13 protein-coding genes are annotated in these 17,142 nt (G+C 32.1%); 6 read left to right on the top strand and 7 right to left on the bottom strand.

Features of this window, described 5'->3' with window-relative positions:
• Nucleotide 1: 1 nt before the first annotated feature.
• The 5 genes from LI_RS04315 to LI_RS04295 form a co-directional block, all read right to left on the bottom strand.
• Complete coding sequence (locus LI_RS04315) at nucleotides 2–805, bottom strand: thiamine pyrophosphate-dependent enzyme (RefSeq protein ID WP_011526874.1); 804 nt, start codon at nucleotides 803–805, stop codon at nucleotides 2–4.
• A complete protein-coding gene (locus LI_RS04310) occupies nucleotides 805–1,866 on the bottom strand; it encodes a 3-methyl-2-oxobutanoate dehydrogenase subunit VorB (RefSeq protein WP_011526873.1) in 1,062 nt (353 codons plus the stop codon). Before LI_RS04310 ends, LI_RS04315 begins: the two co-directional genes overlap by 1 nt.
• A 1-nt stretch (nucleotide 1,867) precedes the next feature.
• Nucleotides 1,868–2,098 (bottom strand): 4Fe-4S dicluster domain-containing protein, encoded by a 231-nt coding sequence (locus tag LI_RS04305; protein WP_015353784.1) that lies wholly within the window; start codon nucleotides 2,096–2,098, stop codon nucleotides 1,868–1,870.
• Between the two features lie 742 nt (nucleotides 2,099–2,840).
• A complete protein-coding gene (gene queA, locus LI_RS04300; protein WP_371982781.1) occupies nucleotides 2,841–3,944 on the bottom strand; it encodes a tRNA preQ1(34) S-adenosylmethionine ribosyltransferase-isomerase QueA in 1,104 nt (367 codons plus the stop codon).
• 29 nt (nucleotides 3,945–3,973) lie between these two features.
• Entirely contained in the window at nucleotides 3,974–5,308 is a 1,335-nt protein-coding gene (locus LI_RS04295; RefSeq protein WP_011526871.1) for a M23 family metallopeptidase, read from the bottom strand.
• 251 nt (nucleotides 5,309–5,559) lie between these two features.
• On the opposite strand from LI_RS04295, the gene LI_RS04290 reads away from it, so the two are divergent.
• The 6 genes from LI_RS04290 to LI_RS04265 all read left to right on the top strand — a co-directional run bounded on the left by LI_RS04290 (nucleotide 5,560) and on the right by LI_RS04265 (nucleotide 14,355).
• Nucleotides 5,560–6,882 (top strand): DnaA/Hda family protein, encoded by a 1,323-nt coding sequence (locus LI_RS04290; RefSeq protein WP_011526870.1) that lies wholly within the window; start codon nucleotides 5,560–5,562, stop codon nucleotides 6,880–6,882.
• 120 nt (nucleotides 6,883–7,002) lie between these two features.
• Entirely contained in the window at nucleotides 7,003–8,154 is a 1,152-nt protein-coding gene (gene dnaN, locus LI_RS04285) for a DNA polymerase III subunit beta (RefSeq protein ID WP_011526869.1), read from the top strand.
• Between the two features lie 32 nt (nucleotides 8,155–8,186).
• Entirely contained in the window at nucleotides 8,187–10,586 is a 2,400-nt protein-coding gene (gene gyrB, locus LI_RS04280) for a DNA topoisomerase (ATP-hydrolyzing) subunit B (protein ID WP_011526868.1), read from the top strand.
• Nucleotides 10,587–10,704: 118 nt separating this feature from the next.
• Nucleotides 10,705–13,167, top strand: coding sequence for a DNA gyrase subunit A (gene gyrA, locus LI_RS04275; protein WP_011526867.1), 2,463 nt, complete (start codon nucleotides 10,705–10,707; stop codon nucleotides 13,165–13,167).
• A gap of 53 nt (nucleotides 13,168–13,220) precedes the next feature.
• Nucleotides 13,221–14,036 carry a tetratricopeptide repeat protein gene (locus LI_RS04270; RefSeq protein ID WP_011526866.1) on the top strand — a complete coding sequence of 272 codons (816 nt, stop codon included), beginning with the start codon at nucleotides 13,221–13,223 and terminating at the stop codon, nucleotides 14,034–14,036.
• Between the two features lie 130 nt (nucleotides 14,037–14,166).
• A complete protein-coding gene (locus LI_RS04265) occupies nucleotides 14,167–14,355 on the top strand; it encodes a ferredoxin (RefSeq protein ID WP_015353783.1) in 189 nt (62 codons plus the stop codon).
• A gap of 134 nt (nucleotides 14,356–14,489) precedes the next feature.
• Here the strand turns inward: LI_RS04265 and thiD are convergent, their stop codons facing one another.
• On the bottom strand, nucleotides 14,490–15,323 hold the full coding sequence (thiD, locus tag LI_RS04260; protein WP_011526865.1) for a bifunctional hydroxymethylpyrimidine kinase/phosphomethylpyrimidine kinase: 834 nt from the start codon (nucleotides 15,321–15,323) through the stop codon (nucleotides 14,490–14,492).
• Between the two features lie 19 nt (nucleotides 15,324–15,342).
• The gene (locus LI_RS04255) at nucleotides 15,343–17,067 is read right to left on the bottom strand and encodes a 3-phosphoshikimate 1-carboxyvinyltransferase (protein ID WP_011526864.1); all 1,725 of its coding nucleotides are present in this window, start codon (nucleotides 17,065–17,067) and stop codon (nucleotides 15,343–15,345) included.
• Nucleotides 17,068–17,142: the final 75 nt, after the last annotated feature.

Below are 17,142 nucleotides of genomic sequence, written 5' to 3'. Positions count from 1 at the left end.
TCTATCCTCGTTTATTATCTTCTACAATATCTTTAAATGTTCCTAATGGAAATACAGGAATCATTGCATCTGCAATATATTTATTTGCTGCTCTTGGATCTATTCTCCAGTTTGTTGGACAACCAGCTAACATTTCTACAAAACTATAGCCTATACCTTTATATTGAATATCAAAGGCCTTACGTATAGCTTTCTTAGCAGCTAAAACATGCTTCATGGAGTGTAAAGAACAACGAGCAGAAAAAGCAACACCATCAAGACCAGCCATAATTTCTGCAACCCTTAATGGAGCCCCCTCTTTTGAGGCATTCCTCCCTTTTGGAGAAGTAGTTGTCTTTTGACCTACAAGTGTTGTTGGTCCCATTTGACCACCTGTCATACCATATACTGTATTATTGATAAATAAAACAGAAATATGCTCACCTCTATTAGCTGCATGAATTGACTCACAAAGTCCAATAGCACCCAAGTCACCATCACCTTGATAGGTAAAAACTATTTTATCTGGAAGGGCACGCTTCACTCCTGTAGCAACAGCTGAGGCTCTCCCATGCGGAGCTTCAACCCAATCAATATCTATATAGTCATAGATAAAAGAAGAGCATCCAATAGAAGCTATACCTATCGTTTCTCCTGCTAAGGCCATTTCACTAAGAACTTCTGTAATTAAACGGTGTGCTATCCCATGATGGCAACCTGCACAGTAGTGTGTTATTTCTTCTTTAAGTAGTGGTGAAATAGGGAATGCATTTTCTTCTGTTATAATATAACTAGGTTCTTCTATTTCTATAGGTACTACAGACATTATATTCTCCTAAAAAATTCAGATATTGGCTGTAAAAGATCTTCTGCGCCTATAGAAACACCTACAGGAACAAGATGTACATTGGCATCTGTGTAGTGACGTATTGCAAGCCTTACATCTTCAACCATTTGGCCACCATTTTGCTCAATAACAAAAAAGTTTTTCCCTTGTTTAGCCAATGACTCAAGCATAGATGAAGGATATGGGAATAATGTTAATGGACGAAATAGTCCTACCTTATATCCCTGTTCTCTCAAGGTATTAATAGCACTTCTTACTATACGTCCAATAGATCCAAATGCTACAACAACAAGTTTTGCATCTTCAATAAAGTACTCTTCTGCTTCAATATCTTGTTGCATTGATAGATATTTTCTTAATAAATTATTATTATGTTCTGCAAGTCCACCTTCTTTTAAGTTTAGTGAACGTAATAAACGAGAACTTCTTCCTTTATTTCCATTTAATCTCCAAGAATCAGCATTATCTTCTAACTTTTTTTCTGGCTTCCAACATACCACAGGTTCTTTGACCTGAGCAACCATAGCATCACCCAATATTAAAACTGGATTTCGATATATAAAAGCAAGAGAAAAAGCTTTTATAGTCATATCATAACATTCCTGACAAGTTGATGGAGCTAAGACAAATGTCCTTGCACCACCATGTGCTCCACCTTTAGTTGACTGAAAATAATCTGCCTGAGAAGCATCTATACTTCCAAGGCCAGGACCACCACGTGTCATATTAATAATCACACCTGGGATTTCACTCCCCACCATATATGAAATACATTCTTGCATTAGAGATATACCTGGGCTTGAAGAAGATGTCATTGCACGAACACCACAAGCACCTGCACCAAGCAACATATTTACTGCTGCTATCTCACTTTCTGCTTGTACAAAATCTCCCCCACTCTCTGGAAGTAAGTGGGAAAGCATTTCTGGGATTTCACTTTGAGGTGTAATGGGATATCCAAAGTAACATTGACATCCAGCTGCAACTGCAGCATAAGCTACAGCCTCATTACCTTTTATAAGAATACGTTTTTGCTCCATACTACTTACTTTTTACCTTCCGAGTTCGAAAAACTCGTATTGCGGCATCAGGACACATAACAGCACAAGCTGTACAGCCTATACAAGTTAACTCTCCACCTTCTATAAACTCTGAAACTTTATATCCTTGTTTATTAAGTTTTGTAGATTGACGAATCAACTGTTTAGGGCATGCATCTGTACATAATAAACACCCTTTACAACGTTCTTCAATAATTTCAATATGTGACATAACTACAATTCTCTCTTACTGATGGAAACAACTATATATATATATAACAAATAACAATTTTATACTGCTTATGTTAAGCAGCACAAGTAATATTTTTACTTTTATCCTTATAAAGTTACATCACAATAACTTTTCTTTATTTTAACAATTCTTATATAAGAACTAATTTTTTAGCTAGAATACAAAAAAGATTCTATATGAAAACAAGATATTTTATAGACATAATTTGTTAAAAAAATAAACAGAAAAATATTGTTAAAAATATTTTTTTAACAATATCAAATAGTTATCTATAACAATAAAAACTAAACTTTATTCAAAACAAAAAATATATACTAACAGACTAAAGTTATTAATTATTTTTAAATATTTTCTTATAATATAAATTAATTAAAAAAATATCTAAAAAAAGTTTTTAGAAAAATTAGGGAAGGGTGTGCAGATATCTCTTTGCAATAATTAACAAAAAAGAAAAAAATTTAGAGGAAGGTAAAAAAAAAAAAAAAAAAAAATACTTAGACTACAAATAGTTACACATATCGGCTTGTAAACTGTAGTATAATAAATATCTAGAAAGATACTTATTATACTTTAGAAAGTAAATCTGCAGTAACCTATCGCTATATATGAATAAAAAATTTTTAACTAAATGTTAATTTATTTTGTTATTAATTTATAAACAGTTACAAAAAAATTTTACTATTGCCATATCTAAAATATATCTAAATACTATTAAGCAAACTTATATAATTAACATTGCATCTCCATAAGAAAAAAAACGGTATCCAAGTTCAATAGCCTTATTATAAGTATTAATCATTATGCTTCTCTTTGTAAATGCAGAAACAAGCATTAGTAAGGTTGAACCAGGTAGATGAAAATTAGTGACTAATCCATCAACATAACTAAACTTATATCCAGGAGAAATGAAAATATTTATAAAACCTGTATAAGGTTGAAGGGAACCGCAAATAGTACTTACACCCTCCAATGCTCTTACAACAGTAGTCCCTATTGCAAAAATAGGTCTCCCTTCAAACCGTGCTTTTTTTATAGCTTGAACTGTAGTTTCAGGAACTTCTACAAACTCAGAATGCATAATATGTTTTCTTATGTCATTGCAGCGTACAGGACTAAATGTTCCATATCCCACGTGTAGTGTAATTTCTGCCCAACTAATACCATTTTTTTGTAATTTATTACGAATCGTTTCAGAAAAGTGTAATCCAGCTGTAGGAGCTGCTACAGAACCCAGCTTATCTAATCTAGAGTATACTGTTTGATATCTTTCCTTATCCTGAACCTTATTACTTTGATGTATATAAGGTGGGTGCGGGATATCCCCATAGGAAAAAAAAATATTTGATAAAGAACCTTTCCAGCATAATTTAACAATATGACGCCCAAAGTCTTCTTTTTTCAAAACTTCAATTTCTAACTCTTGCTGTAAATAAAGCTTTGATCCTATATTTACCCTTTTAGCTGGTCTTATAAGGCACTCTCCTATGGCGGTACTCCATGCTCCATAGTGTTCATCAGAACTTTTAGCTTGAATTTCTAAAAAAGATATTGGGGTTAATAAAAAAACTTCTATATTTCTTTTGTCATAAGAGCAAAAAATACGAGCAGGGAACACACGGGAATTATTAGCTATAAGTAAAGAATTGTTAGGAAGATAGTGTTCAATTTTTGAAAAATCTGTGTGAATAATAGTACTATTTTTTTTAGTTAAAACAAGAAGGCGTGATTTCCCTCTCTCGTAGGGATATTGTGCAATCTGAGTTTTAGGTAAAGAGAACATATAAGAAGATAATAAAAAATCACTTTCTGTAATAGAAGACACTATATTTAATCCCTTAATTTAACTGTATATATCTATAAAAAACTGTCAGGAGTATATTCTTCAGGATTACGATTACCATCCATATAAGATTTTATCTCAACAATGAAATCTTTATATTTTTCAAGTTGATGAGGTGAAACAGGTCCCATACGAGGATTGAAAATTTTTTCAGGATTTATATATTGTCCTTTTTCCCTAATTCTGAAGTCAAGATGTGGGCCTGTAGAAAGACCTGTACTACCTACATATCCAATAACTTGCCCTTGCTTAACTTTTGTTCCTACTTTTAAATTAGAAGAGAAACCAGATAAGTGTGAATACATAGATTCAATATTATTTTTATGTTTTACAATAACCATCTTTCCAAAACCATTCCCCCAACCAGCCTTCATAATAACCCCATTACCAATAGACTTTACTGGAGTGCCAAATGGAGCAGCATAGTCTATCCCCAAGTGTGGACGAACATCACAATAAATTGGATGAACCCTGTTTAAACTATACTTTGAAGAAATACGTTTAAAATCTAATGGGACTTTAAGAAAAACTCGCTTTAAGCTCTTTCCTTCAGCATTATAATACTGCTCAACCCCATTATCATCTATAAATCTATAGCCCTCATAACAAGAACCATTATTATAAAAAGTTACACCTAAAATCTTACCATACCCTTTAAATACATTATCCTTAAAAAGTTTTTCAACCAGTATGGTAAAAGAATCACCTACCCTTAAATCTCTAATAAAATTAATTTCAAAACTTAATATATCTACCATTGATAGGGCTAAAAGAGGTGATTCACCTGTAGCAATAATTGAATCAAATAAATTAGAATGAATCACACCAGAAATACATGAGAGTTGACAGTCGTATGCTATAGGCTGAAGATATGCTTTAAATTCTGAATTATTACTTTCAATAACCAACTTTTTAGTTTGATTTATCTCATATTCAAAACGAATTAAACTTCCATTAGAAGACGATTTAAAAAGAGTATATGGTTGTCCAACTCTAAGTTTTTTAAGAGAATGTGCTTGTTCCGATGCTTTGACTATTTTATAAAAATTTTCAGGGGAAACATGTGTTCCTATTATCTCAAAACTATTTTGACCTTTCTTTACAACTCCAGAAACAATGTGTACCTGTTGAGCATCCTGTTTTTTCTTTATTATTGTATTATTATCTTTACTGTTCAAAAAAGAATAACTAGTACTTCTTTCTTCTAAAAAAATTTTTTCATTAGTTTTCCCGTGGGAATAGAATATTTCTTTATGCTTCAAAAAAAAGAAATATCCACCAATTAATAGTAAGAAAAAAATGAAAAAGATTGCACCAGTAGAGTATGTTTTTACATAATATTTTTGCAAGAAAAACTCTCAAATATGTGTTCAATTTCTAATAAATAAAAAATTATCTAAGTAAACATATAAAGTCTAGAAAAAACTATAACACCTAATAACTAAATTTATAATAATATTTTGCTTTATCTTTTATGATGATTAGATAGGCTTGTTTCATATATTACTTTCTGATAATTAATTATATTAATATATAATTCTATTCTATTTATGAAGTAACTTATTACTGCTATTCTTAAGGATACTCAAAGAATACTGAGATGAAAGAACAATTACGTCGATCTCTTTTAGCCTCTCAAAAAAATTTTTGTTCTAATGAAGAACTTCAAAGTTGGTTTGATCCTCTAACAATCAAACATAGTGAGAATCCTCCATCCATATATGTTACTTTTCCACATCGTTTTTTTGGATCCTGGTTTGCTAATACCTTTCAAAAAATATTTGAAGAAACCTCATATGAACTTTGGGGTTATGGAGTTAATTTTTATTATGATGAAGTTACAACAAAAGAACCTTTATATTATCCAATAAAACAAAACAAATCTACACAACCTACTAACATATCACAACATTTTGATAATTTTATTATTAATGGAAAACATAGTTGGATTATTTCTATTATAGAAAATATACTTTGCTCAGTTTCTGAAAATATACTTAAAAATACATCTGAAGAAATTACACAACTCCTTGTTCTATTTGGGAAACAAACAACAGGAAAAACACACTTATTACGGGCAATAGCCAATGAACTCTCAAAAATACCATCCTGTTCTTTTAAATATACCACTACTGATGAGTTAGCTTTTTCTTTAAATAAAGAACCTCTTTTTTTATTTAGAGAACATATACAAAGTCATCATATTATTCTCATTGATGACTTCCAAAGAGTATCATCATACCCTGAACTTCAATTAGAACTAACTATTTTACTTGATTATTATAAAGATAATAAAAAAATTCTTATAATCTCTGGAACAGATCATCCTTTAACATGGAATGTATCTAAAGAAATATATTCACGTCTTGAAGTTGGACTCTGGGGTGAACTCCCAGAACCTGATCTTGATATTCGATTTAGATATGCACAGCAACTTTCTAAAGAAAAGAAATATATCCTTCCAAAAGAACAACTACTTATTATTTCACAACATTGTCATAGTCTACGTTGTCTCTCTGGAATTCTACATAGAACAATTGCTCATAAAACATTATTGAATAGAGAACTTTCAGAAAAAGAACTTATTACACTTATTAAGCAGACAGGAGAAATAACATCTATTTCTCCACAACTTATCATTATGCTTGTAGGAGAATGTTATGGTTTTTCAGCTAATGATATTATTAGTGAAAGCCGACAGCAACAACTAGTATTAGCTCGTCAAGTAGCAATGTATCTCTGTCGTGAACTTCTAGGATATTCCTACCCTGCTATTGGTCGACTTTTTGGTGGAAGAGATCACACAACTGTACTTCATTCAGTAAAAAAAATTGCATTATTACAAGATAATGACCGAGTTATACACACCATGATACATGAACTTATACAAAAGTGTAAAAATGTAAAAAATGATGAAAGATAATGTTCATATTGTTTCTATTAATATCACATAAATGTATAAAATTTTATTAATAATATTAACATGATATAATACATATAAACAAGTAACGCCCTAATATTTATAATAAGGATTTAAAGAATTATGTTGTTATATATAAATAAAGAACACATTATTGATGGTCTTCAAAAAGTTGCAAATATTATTCCTGCACGCTCAGGTGCTGCATATTTACGTACACTTTGGATGAAAGCAGAACATTCAACGCTGACAATAATGGCTACAGATGCAAATATTGAATTTATAGGGAATTATGAAGCTGATATAAAAGAAACTGGACTTGTAGGAGTAAATGGAAGAAATTTAATTGATCTTATTCGTAGATTACCTGCAAAAGAACTTTGTCTACGTTTTGATTCAACATCAGGAACACTTATTCTTGAACAAGAACGTCGTACATATAAAATGCCTATTAATGACCCTATTTGGTTTCAACCTTTAACTTTATTCCCTTCAGAAGAAAGTGTAGTATGGTCAGCTGACTTTTTTCAAGAAGTCATTGATCGAGTATCATTTTGTATTAGTGATGATGAAGGTTCTGATGCTATTTCATGTCTTTATATTCAACCTTCTAATGATAACTATATAAATGTATGTGGTTTAAATGGACATCAATTTGCTTTAACACGGTTTATAAATAATGAGTTAAGTGAAAAAATTCCTAGTGAAGGAATACTTATTCCTAAAAAATATATAACAGAACTTCGTAAATGGTTAGGAGAAACAGAAATAGAAATAGCTATAACAGAAAAACGATTTTTTGCACGAACAATAGATAGTAAAGAAACAATAAGTGTCCCAAGGGCGATATTTACCTATCCTGATTATACAGCTTTTCTCACTCGACTAACAGGAGACAATATGTCTTTTCTTAAACTTCAAAGAAAAGATTGTCTTGAGTCACTTGATCGAATATCTATTTTTAATACTGAAGGTGATAGATGTACCTATTTTGATATAAAGGAAAATGAACTCATTCTATCTGCACAAGGGCAAGACACAGGATCTGCCAATGAATACCTAGATGTTACTTATACAGGTAATATAAATAAAATAGCATTTCCGACTAAAAGTCTTATGGAAATATTTAATCACTTTGAATCACCTACTATCACTTTAGCAATGTCAAGTGTTGAAGGGCCATGTGGAATAACAGGTGATGAAGATAAAGATTATACTGTAATTATTATGCCTATGAAAATTGTTGAACAAAATTATTATACAGAAGAAGTATAAAAAACTATTACAAGATACTAGTGGATAACCTAATGGCATCAAATAGCGAAATAATACCAAAAGATTATACAGCAGATTCTATTACTATTCTTGAAGGCCTTCAAGCTGTACGTATGCGTCCAGCTATGTATATTGGAAGTACTGATACACGTGGACTTCATCACCTTGTTTATGAAGTTATAGATAACTCAATAGATGAGGCTATGGCTGGTTTTTGTACTCGGATTGATGTTGTTCTTCATCTTGATAATAGTATAACTGTTAGAGACAATGGTCGTGGTATCCCTGTAGATATACATCCTAAAGAAGGTGTTCCTGCTGTCCAAGTTGTTATGACAAAACTCCATGCTGGAGGAAAATTTGATAATGACACTTATAAAGTTTCTGGTGGATTACATGGTGTTGGCCTTTCTTGTGTAAATGCTCTTTCTGAACAACTTGAAGTAACAATTTTACGTGGTGGTTATCGTTGGAAACAAAAATATAGTCGAGGTGTTCCACTAGAAAACTTACAACGTATAGGTGAATCTGATAATCATGGAACAACAATACGTTTTAAAGCAGATGAAGAAATTTTTGAAACAACAGAATATTCATATGAAACATTAAAAAGACGATTTGAAGAACTTGCTTATTTAAATAAAGGGCTTGAAATTCATTGTACAGATGAAAGAACAAGTGAAACACACCTTTTTAAAGCTGAGGGTGGAATTCATCAGTTTGTAAAAGATATAAATACAGGTGAAAGCATATTACATTCAATTATTTCAAGAGAATCCATTGTTGAAGGTGTAATGATTGATTTTGCACTACAATATAATGCTGGTTATAAAGAAAATACACTTACGTTTGCAAATAACATTCGAACAAAGGAAGGTGGAACCCATCTTGCTGGATTTAAAACAGCATTAACTAGAGCTATAAATGGATATATAAAAGGTCAGCCAGATTTATCTAAGAAGTTGAAAGGACAAACTCTTTCTGGAGATGACGTTCGTGAAGGTTTAACAGCAGTTTTAAGTGTAAAATTACCAAACCCACAGTTTGAAGGACAAACAAAAACAAAACTAGGGAATAGCGAAATAGCAGGAATAGTTGGTGGAGCTGTATATACAAGTTTAGACACATATTTTCAAGAAAACCCAAAAGATATTCGATGTATAATAGATAAAGCTATTGATGCAGCTAGAGCACGTGAAGCTGCTCGACGAGCAAAAGAACTTGTTAGAAGAAAGGGAGCGTTGTTTGATAATGCACTCCCTGGTAAACTTGCTGATTGTCAAAGTAAAAACCCTGCTGAATCTGAACTTTTTATTGTTGAGGGAGATTCTGCAGGTGGTTCTGCTAAGCAAGGAAGAAATCCTAATATTCAAGCAATATTACCTCTTAGAGGAAAAATTTTAAATATAGAACGTACACGTTTTGATAAGATGCTAGCAAATAAAGAGATTAAAGCATTAATTACAGCTATGGGAGCTGGCATTGGAGAAGAAGATACTGACTATCAAAAGCTTCGTTATTATAAAATTGTTATCATGACAGATGCAGATGTTGATGGGGCTCATATTCGAACATTATTACTTACATTCTTTTTTCGTAACTATGTTGGACTTATTGAACGTGGGCATTTATACATAGCACAACCCCCACTATACCGTGTTCATAACAGTAAATCAGAAAAATTTATAAAAGATGATCCTTCTCTTAATGATTTTCTCCTTCATCGTGTAAGTAGTGAACTAGAAATTCAAACAGAGAGTGGAAAACTTTTAAAAGGTTCTGATATTATTACAACTATGAAGCAGATAGAATCTATATCACAACGAACTAAAGATGCTGAATTAGCAGGAATTTCTGAAAATCTTTTTATGTTATTAATTACTAGTCCTAAAAAACTTACTTCTGACGTTTTATCTTCATTAGAAGAAATTCAATTATATTTAAATACATCAGGTTACAACATTACTGTAGAAAATGAAAGTCATGAGGATGGAGATAGATTATTTACTATTTTTGAAAATAAAAATGGACATAAAACACGTATACCTGCAGATTTTTTTGCTTCTAAAATTTATTCCAGTACTTGGGACGTGATGGATTCACTTCTAACAATGTGTGGTGGAATAAATTTTATTGTTTTTCATAGTGGAACATCTCATACAATTAATGATCTTTTTAAACTTTATCAATTTACACTTGATGAGGCACGTAAAGGGATAAATATACAGCGGTATAAAGGTCTTGGAGAGATGAACCCTGAACAGCTTTGGGTGACAACAATGGATCCTCAAAATCGTACACTTCTTCAAGTAACAATAAATGATGCAGAAGAGGCAAATGAGACATTTGAACAACTTATGGGTGAACGTGTAGAGCCTCGCCGTGAATTTATTGAACGTAATGCATTAAATGTAAGAGACCTAGATATTTAAATAAATAGCTAGATAAAATGTTTTCCTAGTATTACTAGCTTGTCAATCAATGTATACTAAATATATATCTTTACCAATTACCCACTAATTAGGGTTGTGTAAAAGTGAGATTATAAACATGTCGCAAACAGAACACCATATATCTATAGAACAGGAAATGAGAAAATCTTATTTGGAGTATTCACTCAGTGTTATCATTGGGCGTGCTATTCCTGATGTTCGTGATGGACTTAAACCTGTACATCGACGTATTTTGTTTGCACAACAAGAACTGGGAAATAGTTATACACGTCCACCTAAAAAGTGTGCTCGTATTGTTGGTGATGTCATTGGTAAATATCATCCTCATGGTGATAGTGCTGTTTATGATGCACTTGTACGTATGGCACAAGATTTTTCTATGAGAGACCCTCTTGAAGAAGGTCAGGGCAATTTTGGCTCTATTGATGGTGATGCACCAGCGGCTATGCGATATACAGAAGTCCGCATGTCACGATTAGCAAGTGAGTTCCTATCAGATATTGATAAAGAAACTGTTGATTTTCGCCCTAACTATGACAACTCATTAGAGGAGCCTATTGTATTACCAACAAAAGTTCCTAATTTGTTACTAAATGGTTCTTCTGGAATTGCTGTTGGTATGGCTACGAATATTCCACCGCATAATCTTGGGGAGCTTTGTAATGCTCTCTTAAAAATTATTGATGATCCAGATGTTCCTATTGATAATCTTTTAAACATTATACATGGTCCTGATTTCCCAACAGGTGGTTTTATATATGTGGGGCAAGGTCTTTATGATGCTTATACAAAAGGTCGTGGAACAGTTAAAGTTCGTGGGAAAGTAGAAATTGAAGAGAGAAAAAAAGGAGCTCAATCTATTGTTATTAGAGAAATTCCTTTTGGTTTGAATAAATCTAGTCTGGTAGAAAAAATAGCAATATTAGTTAATGAGCGAAAAATTGATGGGATTGCAGACTTACGAGATGAGTCTGATCGTAAAGGAATCCGTGTAGTTATTGAACTTAAGAAAGGTGTTATTCCTGAGATTATTATTAATGCATTATATAAATTTACACCACTAGAAACTTCTTTTGGTATTAATATGCTAGCTGTTGTAGATAACCGTCCTCAACTTTTAACTATAAAAAGTGCATTAACATACTTTCTTGATCATAGACGTGAAGTAATAGTACGTCGTACTCGTTTTGAACTTAACAAAGCAGAAGCAAGATTACATATTTTAATTGGTCTTATTCATGCTCTTGATCATATAGATGAAGTTGTAAACTTAATACGAAGTTCTTCTACTCCTGCAGAAGCAAAAATACGACTTATAGAACGTTTTTCTCTTTCTGAAATTCAAGCACAATCTATCTTAGATATGCGTTTACAACGGTTAACAGGTTTAGAAAGAGAAAAATTAGAAGAAGAGATGCATGAGTTACAAACAAAAATTGCTTGGTATGAATCAATCCTTGGAGATACAAAAATTCTTTGGGGTGTTATCCGTGACGAAGTTACTGGAATCAAAGAAATGTATACAACCCCTCGTCGTACAGAAGTAATACGTGAAACCCTTACAAATATAGAAATTGAAGATCTTATTCCTGATGATGATGTTGTAATTACACTTTCTAGAAGAGGATATATTAAACGAACAAATCTTGCAATTTATCAACAACAACGTAGAGGAGGAAAAGGTGTTGCAGGACTTCATACAAGTGAAGATGATTTTGTACAAGAGTTTATAACAACAACAAATCATCAATTTTTATTGCTTTTTACTAATAAAGGAAGAATGCATCAATTAAAGGTTCATCAAGTTCCAGAGGGTAGTCGTACAGCAAAAGGGACACATATAGCAAATATAGTCCCATTAGAAAAAGAAGAATGGGTGACAACAATCCTGACTGTAAGAGAATTTTCAGACAATAAGTTTTTTCTTTTTGCCACACGTAAAGGGATGGTAAAACGATCAAGTGCTTCTTATTATGCTAGGTCTCGTAGAACAGGTTTACTTGCTGTTGGACTACGCGAAGATGATGAACTGATTATGGTTAAAGAGGTTACTAATAATGACTTTATTGTTCTTGCAACAGCAGAAGGTTTTGCTATTCGTTTTAGTTGTGAGGATGTTCGTAATATGGGTCGAGGAGCAGCTGGAGTAAAGGGTATTGCTTTACGCCCTGGAGATTCGGTTGTTGCTTGCCTTATTCTTCAAGAAAAACAAGATACACCAGCAATTATGACTGTATCTAATCTTGGTTATGGTAAACGTACCAGTATTGATCTTTATAGAGTTCAAACTCGTGGCGGCAAAGGAATCATTAATTTTAAGGTGACACAAAAAACTGGTCTTGTTATAGGAGCTAAACCAGTTTCTGATGATAATGCTCTTGTTTTACTTACCTCTACAAATAAAATAATCCGTATGAGTGTTGATGAAGTTCGTTCTGCCGGTAGAGCTACTATGGGGGTGAGACTAGTGAAATTAGATGATGGAGCATATGTTGTTGGTTTTGATACAGTAGATGGCACAGTAGATGATAGTTGTGATGATGCCACAATCAATACTTAGTGATAAGATTTTAAGAGTTAAAGCTAAATTTTTAGATAAGGTTCTTTCAAAATATGATATTAACTTATTGGGGAAATATTTTTGACCACTTTTTTCTAGGTATATTTTCTTTTATAATTTTTAGTTGTTGTGGCTGCGAATCTAATACTTCCCTTAATAATCTTACAGAAGCTTATCAGTATATAGAAAAAAAAGAGTGGAGTGCAGCAGAAAGGTATCTTGAATTATACTTGCATGAGGAAGAAAGATTAGATTTACGTTTTGAGGCATGGAACAAACTTTTAGAAGTTGGCGGTTACCTTACATATAATGATAGTTGGATGATTAGTTGCTTAGAAGAAATGTATAGTGAATTTGAAGACCAGCCTGAACAAATAAAGTCTGTATTATGGCGTTTAGCATTAGCATATGATCGTATTAGAAATTATAATAAATCTATGGAATATTGGGAGAAACTTTTTATTCAGCCAGGATTATCTGTTGAACAGCAGGCAAACATTCTTCGTAAGTTGGCAAGTAGTAGTGTTAAAATACATCGTTTTGATATAGCAAATAATTATCTTAAAAATTGTTTAGAATTACCACTATCTTCAACTAACCGACTAGAATGCTTATTAGATAGAGCAGATGTTGCTTCTTCAATGGGGCTTTTTGATGAAGGTGCATCTTATGCTTTACTTGTTTTAGAGTCAGACGAAGCTTCAATTGAATTAAAAGGTAAGGCAGGATTTATCCTTGCAGATATTAAAGAACAACAAGGTAATATTCAAAAAGCAATAGAACTATTTAAATCTATAAGGGAATATTATCCTAATGCAATGGTTGTTGATCAGAGATTACAATTATTACAAGCAAAGAATAAGCATTAATATATATATATATTGTCATTAAAACTATTGTTAAGTCATTGTCGCCTATTGACAGTTCTATGACAAGAAGCTAAAGGCAGTTAACATATAAAATAGAGCTTGTTAGGTGTATGAAAACTGGAGGACCATAATGGCTTGGAGTGTTATTGTTGATCCTGATAAATGTACTTCTTGTGGTGAATGTATAGATGTTTGCCCAGTAGAAGTTTTCGAAATGATGGATGAAAAATCTGTTCCTGTTAATGAAGAAGAATGTATTGGTTGTGAATCTTGCGTAGAAGTATGCGAGTTTAGCGCTATTACCGTTAGTGAAATGTAATTAATATATTCATTCTAGGATTAATATACTACAGGGAAAGAAGAATATATTTCTTTCCCTGTTTACTTTTTATATAAAAAGCTAGCAAAACATATTATTATTATTATTATTATTAGTAGTAGTAGTAGTAGATATTATAGTTTTCTATTGAGCCATGCTGTATGATTAGGTGGCCCTATACCTTTCCCTGGAGTATAACTAAACTTGAGGCAATAGTTTAAATAGGTTTGTGCTTGTAGAATTGCTTTTTTTAGTTCTAACCCAAGGCCAATATAGGTAGCTATTGCTGCAGAAAGGGTACAGCCTGTTCCATGATTATTTTTTGTTTTTATAGCTGGTTGAGAAAGAGGTATTGGATTAGTACTATTTTTTTCAATATACCAATCAACATAATTAGTTACTAAGTTATTTTTATAAAAATGGCCACCTTTAATAAGAACAGCTTTTGCTCCCATATCAATGAGTCTTTTACCAGCAATATAGATGTCTTTTTCAGATTCTATTTGCATTTCTGTAAGAAGTTCTGCTTCAGGTTTATTTGGAGTAACCAACATTGCTAGAGGCAGAATATGAGTTCTTAATGCATCTATAGCAGTATGTTCTAGTAGTTGGTATCCACTTTGACTTACACATACAGGATCAATTACTGCTAGAGTCTGTTGTTTTTTTATGATATTTTTAACTATTTCAATAATAGGAACAGAAAAGAGCATTCCTGTTTTTAACACATTTACAAAAAAACCTTTGTAAATAGTATTAAGTTGGAGTTCTATAAAGCTTGGATCTGGTGTATGAATACCTGTAACTCCAAGTCCATTTTGTGCGGTAAGAGCGGTAATAACACTTAAACCAAATCCACCAAGAATAGCAATAGTTTTAAGATCTGCCTGAATGCCAGCACCTCCACCTGAATCAGAACCTGCAATAGTGAGTATGCATGGTGGATTTGATGGTGAACTTTTTCCCATAAATTTTATAACCTTTTTGTTATTCAGTAATAATTCTACGTCGATTAACTTTTTTTGTTTCAGATAGTTCAACAGGTGTTGGGGAATATTTTTTAGAAGATTGCATTGTATAATCTCCTGTTGGTAGTTTGTTATATATTTTCCAGTAGTTAGGATAAATAGCTTCTACACATCCAGGATTACTAAGTTTAATTTGTGGGCGTAAAAAGGCTGCTAAAGAGATAGCTAATCCCCATGTGTCTGAAGGACTAGTCCAAGGTGTTTGTGTTGGTGAAATAAGTTTTACTTTTGAACCCATTCTGACAAGTCCAAGTTGTGCTAAATAACTGTCTAGGATTGATTCATCAACATAGTCAGGAAGCTCTGGAAGAAGGTTTGTTTCACTTTTGAGTAATGGAATGCATAGTAATGTGAGTATAAGTGGAAATAGTTCTTTAGGAAGTGTCTTTATATTCAAAGAAGAGGAAGTGAGACCTATTTGTCTTCCTGTACAGCAAATTGTATCTGCTGTTTCTGTAATATTAAGACCAAATTGAGTTAATACTTCTATTAATAAACAAATATCGGTATGTTGTTGGTACTGGCGTTTTAAAGTAACTGTTCCTCCAACAAATGCAGGTAGGGCCAGTAATGTTGCTGTCCCAGGGACGTATGTTCCTATCATTGGATTTTCAGGAAAAGTTATTTTATTTGGAGTAATAGATATTGCTGTAACTTGTTTATTGAATATAATTTTTTGAAAAGGTATTTGCCACTGTTCAAATAGTGGAATTATCTTATCTAAAATATATGTTACATTAGGATGTTCTTTAATATCAATAAGTAGCTCTTTATCCCACCGTGTTGCAGCAATAAACAAAGCAATAACAGCATCAACAGGTAAATCTGTAGGGATTATAATTTCAGATGGAAGTATTGCTGAAGATTCAATTCTTATAGGAAGCCCATCTTGCCCAGGAATAATATTTATAAGTCTAGAACCAATCATAGGAAGAAATTTACGTAAAGGTGAAAAGTCTGCAAGTTTAAGAGAGTTTTTCCCTATAAACTTAACTCGTGCTGGACAAGTAGCTATAAAAAAAATAAGGAGGTATAAGGATAAGGTATCATTACCTATATGTATAACTGTATCTATTTGTATAGACTTTTTATAATGTTTTCTTGTAAAGTTTGGGTTACTACAAATAATACAGCCAGATTCTTCCCAGTGGAGAGATGCACCTAATTGGTTAAATGCTTTTATGCATTCTATGATAGGGTCATTTAGTAATACATGTTGTAATGTCCCTTCAGAATTAGAACAGACAGCCATTGCAATGTTTAACTGTGTTGTTCGAAAACATGATGGTATTGGTAATACAATATTCACAGGTTTATTTTTTGGTGAAAGGCAGAAAGCAGAAATCTGTTCTATAGCTTCTGGTATGACTTCAATTCCTTGAATTAAGGTAAACAGTTGACGAGTAAACTGTGGATCTTTACTGAGCATTGTAACACTTTTTTCCCATGAAATACGTAGTTGTTTCTCATGGGCTGATAAACCTGTTTTTGGAAGTTTTGAAAGTAAATGTGCTCGCTTAGCAAGTAGGGTAATAATTTCTTTATCAAGTGAAAGTAGGTTTGTTAATACATTGTTTTTATTGTATATTTGGTGGCTATTTGTTATAGCTATTTTTTTTTCTTTATTATTATTATTATTTCTATCTAATGTAATGTCTTGGTATAAAATGTCTTTTTTTATCACTATGAGTGCCTTTGTATATAAAGAATGAAAATAAAATCTAACTTTGTAAATTATATGAAAGGTAATAAAAGTTTT

It is taken from the genome of Lawsonia intracellularis PHE/MN1-00, assembly GCF_000055945.1.
GTDB lineage: Bacteria > Desulfobacterota > Desulfovibrionia > Desulfovibrionales > Desulfovibrionaceae > Bilophila > Bilophila intracellularis.
This window is presented reverse-complemented; position numbering and strand designations above follow the sequence as displayed.

Coding starts and splice junctions, on each gene's coding strand:
- LI_RS04305 (WP_015353784.1), bottom strand. CDS start 2,098: ATGTCACATATTGAAATTATTGAAGAACGTTGTAAAGGGTGTTTATTA.
- gyrA (WP_011526867.1), top strand. CDS start 10,705: ATGTCGCAAACAGAACACCATATATCTATAGAACAGGAAATGAGAAAA.
- thiD (WP_011526865.1), bottom strand. CDS start 15,323: ATGGGAAAAAGTTCACCATCAAATCCACCATGCATACTCACTATTGCA.
- LI_RS04265 (WP_015353783.1), top strand. CDS start 14,167: ATGGCTTGGAGTGTTATTGTTGATCCTGATAAATGTACTTCTTGTGGT.
- LI_RS04270 (WP_011526866.1), top strand. CDS start 13,221: ATGATATTAACTTATTGGGGAAATATTTTTGACCACTTTTTTCTAGGT.
- gyrB (WP_011526868.1), top strand. CDS start 8,187: ATGGCATCAAATAGCGAAATAATACCAAAAGATTATACAGCAGATTCT.
- dnaN (WP_011526869.1), top strand. CDS start 7,003: ATGTTGTTATATATAAATAAAGAACACATTATTGATGGTCTTCAAAAA.
- LI_RS04315 (WP_011526874.1), bottom strand. CDS start 805: ATGTCTGTAGTACCTATAGAAATAGAAGAACCTAGTTATATTATAACA.
- LI_RS04310 (WP_011526873.1), bottom strand. CDS start 1,866: ATGGAGCAAAAACGTATTCTTATAAAAGGTAATGAGGCTGTAGCTTAT.
- LI_RS04290 (WP_011526870.1), top strand. CDS start 5,560: ATGAAAGAACAATTACGTCGATCTCTTTTAGCCTCTCAAAAAAATTTT.